The sequence below is a fragment of the Salinimicrobium oceani genome (genome assembly GCF_012037645.1).
Genome location: NZ_JAAVJR010000004.1, coordinates 131,833 through 145,000 on the forward strand (window position 1 = coordinate 131,833; position 13,168 = coordinate 145,000).

Here is a 13,168-nt window from a genome sequence, read left to right on the forward strand (position 1 = left end):
TTATATGAGGTTACCATTAAAAGTAGTCAAAAGCCTTGAGAAGAGAAAAACCGCCGGCTCTTTTAGAGAATTAAAATTTTCTAAAGATGCTGTAGATTTTTCTTCAAATGACTATCTCGGCTTTGCGCGGAATAAAGAAATATATCGACGTGCAGGGGAAATTCTGGAAGAGCAAGGAGTTCTTTTTAACGGCGCAGGCGGTTCAAGATTACTTACAGGAAATCATGAGCTCTATCCGCTGGCCGAGATAACTGTCGCCGAATACCACAAGGCTGAAGCTGCGCTGATTTTTAATTCCGGATATGACGCAAACATCGGATTCTTCTCGGCAGTGCCGGGAAGAGGGGATGTGATCTTTTTCGATGAGCTCATACATGCCTCCATAAGAGATGGCATTCATTTAAGTCAGGCAAAGGCATTCAAGTTCAGGCATAATGACCTGGATGATCTACGAGAAAAAATAAGCAGGCTCAAAAATGACATTTTTGGAGAGGTATATATTGTTACCGAAAGTATCTTTTCTATGGATGGCGATACGCCACCTTTAGTCTCTTTTGCAAATTTTGCTACTGAAAATTCTTTTCACTTGGTCGTCGATGAAGCTCATGCTGCCGGAGTACACGGTCCCGGACTTATTGCTGAAGCCGAACTCGAAGAGCAGGTATTTGCACGGCTAATAACTTTTGGAAAGGCAATGGGGGTGCATGGAGCTGCAATCCTTGGTTCTGGTACGTTAAAATCATTTCTGGTCAATTTCGCCCGAAGTCTAATTTACAGTACAGCACTTCCGCCGCACTCTGTAGCATCTGTTCTGGCAGCTTATGAGCAGCTGAAAACAAATGGGAGTGTGGAGCGGGAAAAGCTTCAGGCCAACATTAAATACTTTAAAGCTGAGGTGTCAAAAAAGGGATTTCAGAAGCAGTTTTTAGAAAGCGATTCTGCAATTCAGGCATGTGTGGTTTCGGGAAATTCAGAAGTTAAGGCAATAGCAGGGAAACTTCAGGAGGAGAAATTTGATGTGAGGCCAATACTTTCGCCTACTGTACCTGCAGGCCAGGAACGGCTGCGAATTTGCTTGCACAGCTATAATTCAGAAGATGAAATTGGACAATTAATCAAGTTAATAACGAGAATATGAGTGGTTTCTTTTCAACAGTGGCGGTCTTTCAGTATTCAGCAGAAGCAGAGATCATAAAAGGAAGACTCCAGTCTGAAGGATTTGAATGTTTCCTGACAGATAATCACACTATCGACACAGATCCTTTGGTAAGCAACGCCATTGGCGGGGTAAAACTAAATGTGCGAAAAGAAGATGAGACAGGCGCATTACATGTCCTGAACTCGATCAAAAAATTTGCTGTAGACGATGAAGGTCTGGATCTCCAATGCCAGTATTGTAATAGTAAGGAAGTAGAATTATTGACCAAAGTAAAAGGTTTTAGATCTATTTTCTTTTTCGGACTTTCTTTTCTCTTTAATGCACTGCCCATTTATATTAAACGAGATTATCATTGCAGAACCTGTAATATGAAATTTGACCTGAAATGACACAAAAATATTTTATAACCGGCATAGGAACAGAGGTGGGAAAAACTATTGCCGCGGCCATTATTACTGAAGCGCTTGAAGCCGATTACTGGAAGCCAATCCAGGCGGGAGATCTCCGGGATTCTGACACTCATAAAGTTAAGCGGCTTATTTCCAATAAAAAGACAGTCTTTCACCAGAATGCCTTTGCCCTAAAGACTCCAATGAGCCCGCATGCGGCGGCGAAAATCGATGAAATTGAGATACATGCAAATGAAGTAGTGGAGCCAGAAACCAGGAATTCCCTGGTTATAGAAGGTGCCGGAGGATTACTAGTTCCCATCAATGATCACCAGACCATAGCTGACCTTATAAAACCGGAATATAAGGTGATCCTTGTATCGAGACATTATCTTGGGAGCATCAACCATACACTCTTAACCGTTGAAGCTCTAAGGGCGAGGAATCTTACCTGCGCGGGCATCATCTTTAGCGGGGAAGAAAATCTATCTACCGAAGAAATAATTATTAAAATGACGGGCCTTCCGGTGATTGGGAGGATCGAAACAGAGCCTTATTTTGACAAGAACGTGGTTCTGGAATATGCAGAGAAATTCAGGAATAACTTGAAATAAGAATGAACAATCAGGATCAAACCATATCGCAACGGGATAAAAAGCACCTTTGGCATCCTTTGACGCAGCATAAAACATCGGGCGAGATGCTGGCCATTGCAAAGGCAAAAGGAGCCATTTTAATTGATGAAGATGGAAAGGAGTATATTGATGGTATAGCGAGCTGGTATACTGCGGTTTACGGACATTGTAATGAGATGATCACCCAAAAGGTGGCCGCCCAGATGCAGAAGCTTGACCAGGTGGTATTTAGCGGCTTTACTCATGAACCTGCCGTCGCCCTGTCTGAAGCCCTCATACAGATTTTACCCCAGAATCAAGAAAAGTTATTCTTTAGTGATAATGGCTCAACTGCAACAGAGATAGGAATAAAAATGGCGCTGCAGTATCATCATAATCTTGGGAATGACCGGAAGGTGCTTCTGGCTTTTGAGGAGGGTTTTCACGGAGATACTTTTGGAGCCATGTCGGTATCAGGACTTTCGGTATATAATGGAGCCTTTGAGGAGCACTTTCTGAAGGTGCTGCGATTACCGGTTCCTGTAGGTGAAAACAACCAGAAGGTCCTATCCCAGCTGCAGGGACTTATAGCTGAAAATAATATTGCGGGTTTTATTTATGAACCTCTTGTACAGGGAGCGGCAGGAATGAAATTCGTAGATGCTGATGGCTTAGACCAAATTCTGAAACTCTGCAAACAGCATCAGATCCTCAGCATTGCAGATGAAGTGATGACGGGTTTTGGAAAAACAGGGAAAAACTTTGCTTCAGACTATCTTAGCGAGAAGCCAGACATTATTTGTATGTCTAAGGCTCTAACAGCTGGCTTGCTGCCAATGGCCGTGACATCATGTACCAGGGCAGTATTCGAGGCGTTTTATTCTGAAGAAATTTCGAAGGGTCTTTTTCATGGTCACACCTATACTGCGAATCCCCTGGCCTGTACTGCGGCTTTAGCAGGAATAGAATTGCTTCAGTCTGCTGAAATGCAGTCGAACATCAAAAGAGTAGAGGCTTCACACCGCAATTATGCAAATAAGCTGAAGAATGAACTAAAAGTAAAGAATCTGCGACAATTAGGAGTGATCTTGGCTTTTGAGCTTGATGTTGAAATGGAACGCTATGGAAATCTCCGCAACAAGTTGTATTCCCACTTTATGGAAGAGGGAGTTTTTCTGAGGCCTCTTGGAAATACCATATACATTCTGGCGCCATATGTGATCACCGATCCCCAATTAGAAAGGATCTATTCGAGCATTGACAGGGCTTTGAAGAAATTTTAAACTGTAAGTATATTTTAAGATTTCGGGAAGTGCATTTTTGTATTTTAGGATAGATAAAACTATCAATTATGATGCATCCCGATACAGAAGTTCGGTTTATTAATGAAGTTATTGGATATGGTGTGGTGGCAAAGAAGTTCATTCCTCGTGGCACCATCACATGGGTTCAGGATGATCTCGACAGGATCTTGACAGCGGCTGAGGTAGAAAATATGCATCCCGAAATGCAACAGCAGGTAGAGAAATTCTCTTTCCGGAATAACAAAGGGCAGCTTGTGCTTTGCTGGGACCAGGCAAAATATGTAAATCATAGTTTTAATGCCACCTGTCTCTCTTCGGCATATGATTTTGAGATCGCAGTGAGAGATATCCAGCCAGGAGAGCAGCTGACCGATGATTATGGTTACCTCAATATTTCAGAGCCATTTAAAGCAGTTGATGAAGGCACCGGGAGAGATACTGTTTACCCGGATGATCTTCTAAAATTTCATGAAAAATGGGATAAACAGCTGCAGGAAGCCTTTCAGAGTTTTGAAACGGTGGAGCAGCCATTAAAGAATCTTGTTCCCACTCCAGTCCTGGAGAAAGTACTCAAGAGCCTGAGAGAAAACCGGCCTTTAGATTCTATTCTTAATCTTTACTACAAAGAAAAATAAATTGCAGCAGGGCCAAAAATGACAATTATACCCCTAATTTTGTCAAAAAAATCGTTTTGAATACTCTTGTTTCAATTACCTCCATGGCTTCTGTCTCTGCATTGGGATCGACGCCTGGAGAAGTCTGGAAGCATTATAAAACTCCTAATCATTTTCTTAGAAAATCAAATTTCAATGGGAATGAGGCTTTTGCGGCCTATCTGCCTCGTGACCTAAAACTGGAAATTGATGAGCTGCGAGCAGCAAGTGCGAATTTGCAGGCTGTAGATGACTCTGTCTTGTACGCGATCTATGCCTCGCGAATTGCTATTGAGAAAGCAGGTTGGCGAAAAGGAACCGAGGTAGGGATCAATATTGGTAGTTCGAGAGGGGCAACTTCTCTCTTCGAGAAACATTATCAGGAATTTATGGAGTTGGGGAGAGCAGCAACACTCTCATCTCCCAGCACAACTCTTGGAAATATATCTTCATGGGTAGCTCAGGACCTGCAGAGCAGTGGTCCTGAAATATCTCACTCGGTTACCTGTTCCACAGGGCTTCACGCCATATTAAATGCAGTAGCCTGGCTAAGGTCGGGAATGGCTAAAAAATTTCTTGCCGGTGGCAGCGAGGCGGCCTTAACGCCTTTTACAATGGCGCAGGTACAGGCAATGAAGATCAATGCCCGGCAGGATCTTGACTATCCTTGCCAGGCACTGAATCTTCAAAAAGGGCAAAATTCGATGGTGCTTGGGGAAGCTGCTGCTGTGGCTTGTTTGGAAGCTGGGCAGCTTGACAATGCCATAGCTGTTGTTTTAGGAATTGGATATGCCACAGAGGAGCTGAAGCATTCAGTTTCTATTTCGGCAAACGGTTCTGCATTTCAAAAGTCCATGAGCATGGCTCTTGGCGATCTTTCTCCCGAGGATATTGACGTGGTAGTAATGCATGCCCCGGGAACTATAAAAGGAGATCTTTCTGAAGTCGAGGCCTTAAAAGGCATTTTTGGAGATGATCTTCCAGCTTTGACTACCAATAAATGGAAACTGGGTCACACCTATGGAGCATCTGGAATACTAAGTCTTGAGCTGGCTGTAATGATGTTACAACACCAGGAATTTATTCCGGTACCCTACCTTTCAGAAGCGAAGCAGCCAGAAAAGATGGAGAAGATCATGGTAAACGCAGTAGGTTTTGGAGGGAATGCAGTTTCCGTAATTGTAGCCCTTCCGCAGTAGTTTGAAGAAAACTTTTCTAATTAGCCCTTCTAAACAGAGGCTTTTGTTATTTTTGAATAAATAATGTTTCATGGCAATGACTAGACACGACTGGACAAAAGAAGAAATCTTAAAAATATATAATCAACCTTTTATGGATCTGCTCTACGCGGCGGCTTCAGTGCATCGGGAACACCATGACCCAAATACGGTGCAGGTTTCCACGTTGCTCTCCATAAAAACCGGGGGTTGTTCTGAAGATTGTGGCTATTGTCCACAGGCTGCCAGATACCATACAAATGTGGAAGGGAATGACCTAATGAGCGTGAACCAGGTCAAGGCTCAGGCACTTAGAGCTAAGGAAGCGGGAAGTTCGCGCGTTTGCATGGGTGCTGCCTGGAGAAACGTAAAGGATGGGCAGGAATTTGACGATGTGCTTGAAATGGTAAGAACCATCAACAGGCTTGGGATGGAGGTATGCTGTACCTTGGGAATGATCACCGAGAATCAGGCGAAGAGGCTTGCAGAAGCCGGATTATACGCCTACAACCATAATCTTGATTCTTCCGAAGAATATTATAAGGAAGTAATTTCTACCCGTGGATACCAGGACCGGCTGGATACGATAGAGAACGTGCGAAAAACTGCCGTGACGGTATGCAGCGGCGGAATTATTGGAATGGGGGAAAGTGCAGAAGACCGTGCAGGGATGCTGGTAGCCCTTTCTACACTTAATCCGCAGCCCGAATCTGTGCCCATCAATGCGCTGGTGGCTGTTGAAGGTACTCCCATGGAAGAGCAGGAGCCAATTTCGATCTGGGAAATGGTACGAATGATTGCAACCACACGTATTGTAATGCCCGAAACTCAGGTAAGGCTTTCTGCGGGTAGAACTCAGATGAGCAGGGAAGGGCAGGCCACGTGTTTCTTTGCGGGAGCAAATTCGATCTTTGCCGGTGATAAGCTATTGACCACACCCAATCCCGATGTAAATGAAGACATGGAAATGTTCAAACTTCTGGGACTTCAGCCTCAAAAGCCGTTTGTCAAGAAGGCACAACCCGAGACGGTAGATGCGCAGAATTCACAGTACCAGGCATTGGGAGAAAAACCGCGATGGACCAGGCCGGGACATGTCATTGAAAGGAACCTGGCTGCGCAGTATAAGAAGGAGCCCAAGGTATAGGCACTTCAGGAAAACTGTAAAAAGGGAAAGATGAAAGAGAGACTTGATTTAGCTGAAATCCCTCGAGAAAAAAAGATCTCAAAAAATGACTTTTTAGAGAGGTATGTAAAGCCTCAAAAGCCGGTTGTGATAGAACATCTCATTGATGACTGGCCGGCATATAAGAAGTGGAACATAGATTATATAAGAAAAGTAGCCGGAGAAAAAACAGTTCCTCTTTTTGACGGGAGAAAGAATATTTCTTCAGAATATAAATTTAATGAGCCACATCTTCATATGAAGATGGCGGAGTATCTGGACCTGCTCGAACAGGGCCCAACCAGCTACAGGATCTTTTTGTACCATTTACTGCGGGAAGTACCGGCATTACAGAAGGATTTTGAGTACCCAAAAGTTGGGCTACGGCTTCTTAAGCAGATCCCGATGTTGTTTTTTGGGGGAGAGAATTCAAAGGTCTTCATGCATTACGACATAGACCTGGCTAATATCCTGCATTTCCATTTTCACGGGAGTAAGCGCTGTATTCTCTTTCCACCTTCCCAGACAAAATATCTTTATAAAGTTCCTCACGCTTTGATCGCGAGAGAGGATATTGATTTTACTGAACCGGATTTCGAGAAATTTCCGGCGCTTAAAAAGGCTAAGGGAATGGTCACAGAATTACAGCATGGTGAAACGCTGTATATGCCAGAAGGTTACTGGCATCAAATGACCTACCTAACACCCGGCTTTTCCATGAGCTTACGTGCTGCCCCAAGGAACCTTCCTCACTTGAGCAAGGCGCTTTACAACCTCTTCTTTATGCGTCATTTTGATAATCTTATGAGACAGTGGAAAGGGCAAAAATGGATCGATTATAAGAACAGACAGGCTTTGGAAAAAACCAACGACAGGGACAAAGTTTCTTAAGTCAACAATTTCAGAAATCGTTTTTAATTTGTTGTTAAGTCCTGTTAATCTAAGCCAATTGGGGAAATTTTAGTTTTAAATTCTCTTTATAATATTGATCTTAAATGGGTTAATCAAAATTAATCTAAGATGTCAAGAGAAGAGAACAAAGAAGTACAGCAAAAATTTGGAGATGCAATTAATAGTGGAAATTTAGATAACTTGAGGGATCTTGTTTCGCAGGATGTAAAGGATCACGATCCTGCACCCAATCAAGCATCTGGCCCGCAAGGTTATATTGACTTCTTCACCATGATGCGGAATGCCTTTCCAGATATGCAGGTTGAGGTGGAACAGCTGGTTGCAGATGAAGATAATGTCGCTTTTGCCTATACCCTTACCGGGACACATCAAGGAGATTTTATGGGTGTAGGTGCTACAAATAAACCCATAGAAGTAAGAGGAATGCAAATAAGCCGATTTGAAAATGGGAAAATGGTAGAAAGGTGGGGAAGTAGTGATGAGCTGGGAATCCTGAAGCAAATAGGCGCAGAAGTAACTATAAGAAAGCCTTAGCCCGTAATTTCATCTACCGTCTGGAAGACAAGGGCAGATTCGTAGCCTTTCCTCAAAAGATGGTCGGACAGCTTCTTTTTTAATTTATAAATATCGGTTTCAGAAAGAAGGTTAAGCTTTTTTTCGGCCAGAGTATAGAGGGTATTCCTGTATTCAGTCTCATTGATCTCGGTCATGGCCAGTTTAATGATCGGTGACGATATTTCCCTAAGTTTGAGTTCTTGTTTGATCTTATAGCGCCCCCATTTCTTGATACGGAATTTACCTCTGACAAAGCTGCGTGCAAAACGTTCTTCGTTCAGGAAATTCTCCTGCATAAGTTTAATAATGATCTCCTCCCTTGCTACGGGTATCATACGCATCTCTACTAGTTTATCTTCCACTTCTTTTTGCGAGCGATCCCGATAGGCACAGTATTGCATGAGCTTAAAAGTAGCTTCCTTGACAGTATAAGATTTTCCGGATTCCTTATTCAAAATTTAGATTCAAGATTCTAGGTCTAAAAATAAGCTTTTTTGAGATGAGCAGGTTCCCAATAGGCTATGCTGCTAAACCTCATATCTCAATTCTGCTTCTCACCTCTCATATCGTCCCGAAGAATCCTGCTCGCGGAATAAGTTAAGGGCTATTTTAAATGATTGGAAAAATGCCATTTTTGAAAAGCTAGGCCCCCTGTAGGGTTCAATGTTGTTGGCTGTAAATTTCAAGTTCAAAAATGATGTTAGACTCATTATCTACATCTTTTTTATTTTTGATTTGACGAAACCCATTGTTAACCAGGAGTTTTTTAGAACTTTCATTTTCATGATGTGTATAAGCTTCTATTTTATTAAGTTTTAGTTCATTAAATCCAAAATCAAGAATCATTTTTAAAGCTGCACTCATGATTCCAATTTTTTGAAATTCGGGGTTTAAATCATATCCAACTTCAGCAATCTTTTTATTCTGAGAAAAGTTCCACAAACAAATTGTTCCAATAATTTGAGGATCATTTTTAAGTGTAATTCCCCAAGCTATTGATTTGTTATTCGTGATATTATCATTTAGTTCCTTTATAAAATTTATTGAATCAATTTTATTCCTCGTTCTTCTATGTTCAGGTCTTTGGATAAACTTATTGATGGTCTCATCGGAACGTAAAAAAAGAATAGTATCACAGTCTGATTCCTTAATATTTCTTAGGAACAGTCTTTTTGATTTTAATTCCGGGAAGGGATTAAATTTCATCATGGTAATTTTCTCGTTGCTGCCAACTAATAAACAAAAAAAAACGCCTCCCAAATAAATGAAAGGCGTCTTTAAAGTTTTATTGAATCACTTCCCCGTCGTTGTCGTGAAAGTGGTATTCAAGATACGTGTAAGCATCTCTAGGTACAATTTTTACCCACTTCTTGTGGTCAAAGAACCACTTGGAGCGAGGTGATGGAAAACCTTTGGTTAAAAAGGCTGCTATAAAAGGATGTGCACTAAGGGTGATCTTTTTATAGTCTTTTTTTAGAAGCTTTTGCAGGTCCTGGTTGATCCTGTTTATCAAAACAATTGGAGCTTCAATTTCTTCTCCAGTTTTATTGGGATTCTCTTCCCTAGTTTTGATATTCATCTCGGGTCGAACCCTTTGCCTGGTAATTTGTACCAGACCAAACTTACTAGGTGGCAAAATTTTATGTTTTGCCCGGTCGTCGCTCATCTCTTCTCTGAGATGATCGTACAAAGCTTTTCGGTTTTCAGCTTTGTTCATGTCTATGAAATCTACAACTATGATTCCTCCCATGTCTCGGAGGCGCAGCTGGCGGGCAATTTCGGTAGCACTTATAAGGTTAACCTCAAGTGCCGTATCTTCCTGGTTTTTGGATTTGTTTGAGCGATTTCCGCTGTTCACGTCAATGACGTGCATAGCTTCGGTGTGCTCAATGACCAGGTATGCCCCTTTGTTCATAGATACGGTGCGGCCAAAAGTAGTTTTAATCTGTCGTTCGATTCCAAATTTTTCGAAAATTGGAATGTTTGAGTCGTACAATTTTACAATGGATTCTTTTTTTGGAGCAATTTCGCTCACATAATCTTTAATCTGCGTGTATAAAGCCTCGTCGTCCACACAAATGGAAGTAAAGGTATCGTTGAAGACATCTCTTAAAATGGAAGATGCACGATTTAATTCTCCTAATACTTTTGAGGGATGAGGTGCTTTATACAGCTTTTTACACATACCTGTCCAGCGACTCATTAAATTCTGCAAGTCGTTGTCAAGTTCTGCTACTTTTCTGCCTTCTGCTACGGTACGAACAATAATTCCAAAGCCCTTAGGTTTTATACTTTTTACCAGTCGTTTAAGGCGATCTTTTTCTTCTTTACTTTCTATTTTCTGTGAAACAGAGACGCGGTTGGAAAAAGGGACTAATACGATATAACGGCCCGGGAGAGAAAGTTCAGAACTTATTCGGGGGCCCTTGGTGGAAATTGGCTCTTTTACTACCTGTACCAGTAGCGATTGATTTGATTTTAAGACATCGGCGATGCTTCCGTCCTTATCAATATCCTTTTCTAAAGGAAAATCTTTTAGGGAGTAATCCTTTAATTTACCTGTGCTTACACGTTTTATGAACTTCAGCAAAGAAAGTACCTGCGGGCCTAAATCATGATAATGCAAAAATGCATCTTTGGTATAGCCAACATTTACAAAGCCGGCATTTAAGCCGGGAACAGATTTTCTTACCTTGGCGAGAAAAATATCTCCTACGGCAAAATTACTGTCGTCTTCTTCCTTGTTGAGTTCTATTAGTTTTCCATCTTTTAATAAGGCAAAATCTACAGCAGAGGAACCGGTTCTGATAATTAACTCTTTGTTCACTCTAAATTGATTTTATTCCCGAAAAAAATCGGGGTGGATTAAACAATAAAATTCACAGGGTTTTTAAAATCCTGAAGAAATTTAAATTCAGAAAACTCCTGAATTTAAATCTCGATTTCAAAGAACGTTTTAAATAAAAAAAGTAGTATGAAAACTACTTTTTCTTGTGACGGTTAGCTCTTCTTCTCTTCTTACGCTTGTGCGTAGCTACCTTATGTCTTTTTCTCTTTTTACCACTTGGCATAGTGTGACTTTTTAATTAATAATTATTTGGTACTGCCCTCGGGCAGGGATATACTATTTTACCTCAACGTTGCTTTTCACGCCTTCAACAAATACCTTGGCTGGTTTGAAAGCCGGGATGTTATGTGCGGGAATCTTAATTGTGGTGTTCTTGGAAATGTTTCTTCCAGTTTTTTCAGCTCTTGTTTTAATGATAAAGCTTCCAAATCCTCTAAGGTAAACATTATCACCAGCCTCTAATGAAGTTTTCACCTCTTCCATAAAGGTTTCAACAGTAGCCTGAACATCTCCTTTTTCCATTCCTAATTTTTCGGAGATTTTTGCCACGATATCTGCTTTCGTCATTTTCGTATGATTTATTAAAATGGGGTTTGTAAATTTTCGAGGGGCAAATATATGAATTAAATCGGCAACTTTTCAATCCTAAATCATTAAATAGTAAGAGAATAAAGAATTATCATTGCATCAAAGAAATTGTGTTGATGAATTTTGCCAAAAGATTGATTGTTTGGTATTTAGAGAACAAAAGAGATTTACCCTGGAGAGCGACAAAAGACCCATATAAAGTATGGCTTAGTGAAATTATTCTTCAGCAAACGCGAGTAGAACAGGGAAAACCATATTATTTCAAGTTTCTCCAGGCCTTTCCTAACGTCTTTTCGCTTGCAAATGCTTCCGAAGAAGAGGTACTGAAACTGTGGCAGGGGCTGGGATATTACTCCCGCGCTAGGAACCTGCTGTATACAGCGCAACACGTGGCTTTCAACTTGGGGGGAGAGTTTCCTAATAATCATAAGAACTTAGTCAAGCTTAAAGGAGTAGGAGATTATACTGCCAGCGCTATTGCCTCTATCTGTTTTGACGAGGCACAGGCAGCTGTAGATGGTAATGTGTACAGGGTGCTAGCTCGGCTTTTTGGCATTGAAACTCCTACGAATTCTTCCGCAGGAATAAAACAATTTCGGAATCTGGCCCAGGAGCTGATATCTAAAGACGATCCGGCTAACTTCAATCAGGCCCTAATAGAATTTGGCTCAGAGCAATGTAAACCTCGGAATCCTCTTTGCAATACCTGTCCCTTCTCTTCTGAATGTGTAGCCTATAATCAAAATAAAATTGCTCAGCTTCCGGTCAAGCTGAAGAAATTAAAGGTGCGAAAAAGGCACTTTAATTACCTTGTCTTTGTTTCTGAAAACGGAGAAACTATAATGGAGCAAAGGCGCGGCAAGGGAATCTGGGAAGGTTTGTATGAGTTTCCTCTCGTTGAGACCCCTGCAGAGGCCTCTGTAGAGAATCTTGTAATGGAAGCGGGCGTGCAGGATTATTTTAGCAATTCTCCAAAAGAGTTTTACCTATATAATGAGATCCCTATTGTGCATAAACTTACCCATCAACATCTCTATACCAAATTCTGGATATGCAGCTGCGAAACCTTACCTGCTCAAGGCGTGCGCTTTGAAGAAGTAAATAAATATCCGGTGCCGGTTTTAATCGAAAATTTTATTGATACCTTTGATCTTTAATTCTTAGGAAAGATCCTTTCCAAAAATTACATTTTTGAGGAGGATCACTGTTTACAATTTTTCCTATTTTAGATTTATAAAATTTACAAAAAATGACCGGAACCTTAAATAAAGTAATGCTGATAGGCCATACTGGAGACGATGTGAAAATGCACTATTTTGAAGGAGGTGGGTCTATTGGTAGATTCCCGCTCGCTACTAATGAAGTGTATACTAACAAAACCAGTGGCGAACGAGTTACCAATACCGAGTGGCATAATGTAGTGGTTCGAAATAAGGCGGCCGAGATTTGTGAGAAGTACCTCAAAAAAGGAGATAAAGTTTACATAGAAGGTAGAATCAAGACCAGGAAGTGGCAGGATGATAAAGGAATGGAACGATATTCTACAGAAATTCACTGTACAGATTTCACCTTTTTGACACCTAAGGATTCGGGTGGTTCGCAGGATCAGGCCGGCTCTTCTTATGGGCAGCAGCAATCTCAGAACACCAATCAAAATCAGGCACAGAATCAGCCTAAACAAAATACGGCTTCAAATCAATCCCAGGGATTTTCCCAGGAAGATGATGATGACCTGCCGTTCTAAGTTTAATTAAAAGCTAAACA

General features: G+C 41.3%; 15 protein-coding genes. 11 read left to right on the forward strand and 4 right to left on the reverse strand.

Annotated elements, in window-relative coordinates:
- Positions 1-4: 4 nt before the first annotated feature.
- The 9 genes from HC175_RS08505 (at position 5) to HC175_RS08545 (ending at position 7,947) form a co-directional block, all read left to right on the forward strand.
- Entirely contained in the window at positions 5-1,138 is a 1,134-nt protein-coding gene (locus tag HC175_RS08505) for an aminotransferase class I/II-fold pyridoxal phosphate-dependent enzyme (protein WP_168138063.1), read from the forward strand.
- Complete coding sequence (locus HC175_RS08510) at positions 1,135-1,548, forward strand: DUF2007 domain-containing protein (protein ID WP_168138064.1); 414 nt, start codon at positions 1,135-1,137, stop codon at positions 1,546-1,548. The genes HC175_RS08505 and HC175_RS08510 overlap by 4 nt, the downstream gene beginning before the upstream one ends.
- Positions 1,545-2,162, forward strand: a complete 618-nt coding sequence (gene bioD / locus HC175_RS08515; RefSeq protein WP_168138065.1) for a dethiobiotin synthase — start codon at positions 1,545-1,547, stop codon at positions 2,160-2,162. The genes HC175_RS08510 and bioD overlap by 4 nt, the downstream gene beginning before the upstream one ends.
- 2 nt (positions 2,163-2,164) lie before the next feature.
- On the forward strand, positions 2,165-3,445 hold the full coding sequence (gene bioA, locus HC175_RS08520; RefSeq protein WP_168138066.1) for an adenosylmethionine--8-amino-7-oxononanoate transaminase: 1,281 nt from the start codon (positions 2,165-2,167) through the stop codon (positions 3,443-3,445).
- Between the two features lie 68 nt (positions 3,446-3,513).
- Positions 3,514-4,101, forward strand: coding sequence for an SET domain-containing protein (locus HC175_RS08525; RefSeq protein ID WP_168138067.1), 588 nt, complete (start codon positions 3,514-3,516; stop codon positions 4,099-4,101).
- Between the two features lie 56 nt (positions 4,102-4,157).
- On the forward strand, positions 4,158-5,318 hold the full coding sequence (locus HC175_RS08530) for a beta-ketoacyl synthase N-terminal-like domain-containing protein (protein ID WP_168138068.1): 1,161 nt from the start codon (positions 4,158-4,160) through the stop codon (positions 5,316-5,318).
- Between the two features lie 70 nt (positions 5,319-5,388).
- Positions 5,389-6,483 (forward strand): biotin synthase BioB, encoded by a 1,095-nt coding sequence (gene bioB, locus HC175_RS08535; protein WP_168138069.1) that lies wholly within the window; start codon positions 5,389-5,391, stop codon positions 6,481-6,483.
- A 30-nt stretch (positions 6,484-6,513) separates the two neighbouring features.
- Positions 6,514-7,392: a cupin-like domain-containing protein gene (locus tag HC175_RS08540; protein ID WP_168138070.1), complete on the forward strand. Its 879-nt coding sequence runs from the start codon at positions 6,514-6,516 to the stop codon at positions 7,390-7,392.
- 129 nt (positions 7,393-7,521) lie between these two features.
- Complete coding sequence (locus HC175_RS08545; protein WP_168138071.1) at positions 7,522-7,947, forward strand: ester cyclase; 426 nt, start codon at positions 7,522-7,524, stop codon at positions 7,945-7,947.
- Here HC175_RS08545 and HC175_RS08550 read toward each other — a convergent pair.
- The 4 genes from HC175_RS08550 to HC175_RS08565 form a co-directional block, all read right to left on the reverse strand.
- Complete coding sequence (locus HC175_RS08550; RefSeq protein WP_168138072.1) at positions 7,944-8,423, reverse strand: regulatory protein RecX; 480 nt, start codon at positions 8,421-8,423, stop codon at positions 7,944-7,946. The genes HC175_RS08545 and HC175_RS08550 overlap by 4 nt on opposite strands.
- Positions 8,424-8,628: 205 nt before the next feature.
- The gene (locus tag HC175_RS08555; RefSeq protein WP_235942563.1) at positions 8,629-9,177 is read right to left on the reverse strand and encodes a GNAT family N-acetyltransferase; all 549 of its coding nucleotides are present in this window, start codon (positions 9,175-9,177) and stop codon (positions 8,629-8,631) included.
- A gap of 76 nt (positions 9,178-9,253) precedes the next feature.
- Positions 9,254-10,795 carry an Rne/Rng family ribonuclease gene (locus HC175_RS08560; RefSeq protein ID WP_168138073.1) on the reverse strand — a complete coding sequence of 514 codons (1,542 nt, stop codon included), beginning with the start codon at positions 10,793-10,795 and terminating at the stop codon, positions 9,254-9,256.
- Between the two features lie 297 nt (positions 10,796-11,092).
- Entirely contained in the window at positions 11,093-11,398 is a 306-nt protein-coding gene (locus HC175_RS08565) for an HU family DNA-binding protein (protein ID WP_317172104.1), read from the reverse strand.
- A gap of 122 nt (positions 11,399-11,520) precedes the next feature.
- Between HC175_RS08565 and mutY the strand changes: the two genes are divergently transcribed.
- Complete coding sequence (gene mutY / locus HC175_RS08570; RefSeq protein ID WP_168138074.1) at positions 11,521-12,561, forward strand: A/G-specific adenine glycosylase; 1,041 nt, start codon at positions 11,521-11,523, stop codon at positions 12,559-12,561.
- 92 nt (positions 12,562-12,653) lie between these two features.
- Positions 12,654-13,148, forward strand: coding sequence for a single-stranded DNA-binding protein (locus tag HC175_RS08575; RefSeq protein ID WP_168138075.1), 495 nt, complete (start codon positions 12,654-12,656; stop codon positions 13,146-13,148).
- Positions 13,149-13,168: the final 20 nt, after the last annotated feature.

Bases quoted from the DNA above. Each gene is read 5' to 3' on its own strand.
- HC175_RS08505 (WP_168138063.1), top strand. From the start codon at position 5: ATGAGGTTACCATTAAAAGTAGTCAAAAGCCTTGAGAAGAGAAAAACC.
- HC175_RS08510 (WP_168138064.1), top strand. From the start codon at position 1,135: ATGAGTGGTTTCTTTTCAACAGTGGCGGTCTTTCAGTATTCAGCAGAA.
- bioD (WP_168138065.1), top strand. From the start codon at position 1,545: ATGACACAAAAATATTTTATAACCGGCATAGGAACAGAGGTGGGAAAA.
- bioA (WP_168138066.1), top strand. From the start codon at position 2,165: ATGAACAATCAGGATCAAACCATATCGCAACGGGATAAAAAGCACCTT.
- HC175_RS08525 (WP_168138067.1), top strand. From the start codon at position 3,514: ATGATGCATCCCGATACAGAAGTTCGGTTTATTAATGAAGTTATTGGA.
- bioB (WP_168138069.1), top strand. From the start codon at position 5,389: ATGGCAATGACTAGACACGACTGGACAAAAGAAGAAATCTTAAAAATA.
- HC175_RS08540 (WP_168138070.1), top strand. From the start codon at position 6,514: ATGAAAGAGAGACTTGATTTAGCTGAAATCCCTCGAGAAAAAAAGATC.
- HC175_RS08545 (WP_168138071.1), top strand. From the start codon at position 7,522: ATGTCAAGAGAAGAGAACAAAGAAGTACAGCAAAAATTTGGAGATGCA.
- HC175_RS08555 (WP_235942563.1), bottom strand. From the start codon at position 9,177: ATGATGAAATTTAATCCCTTCCCGGAATTAAAATCAAAAAGACTGTTC.
- mutY (WP_168138074.1), top strand. From the start codon at position 11,521: ATGAATTTTGCCAAAAGATTGATTGTTTGGTATTTAGAGAACAAAAGA.
- HC175_RS08575 (WP_168138075.1), top strand. From the start codon at position 12,654: ATGACCGGAACCTTAAATAAAGTAATGCTGATAGGCCATACTGGAGAC.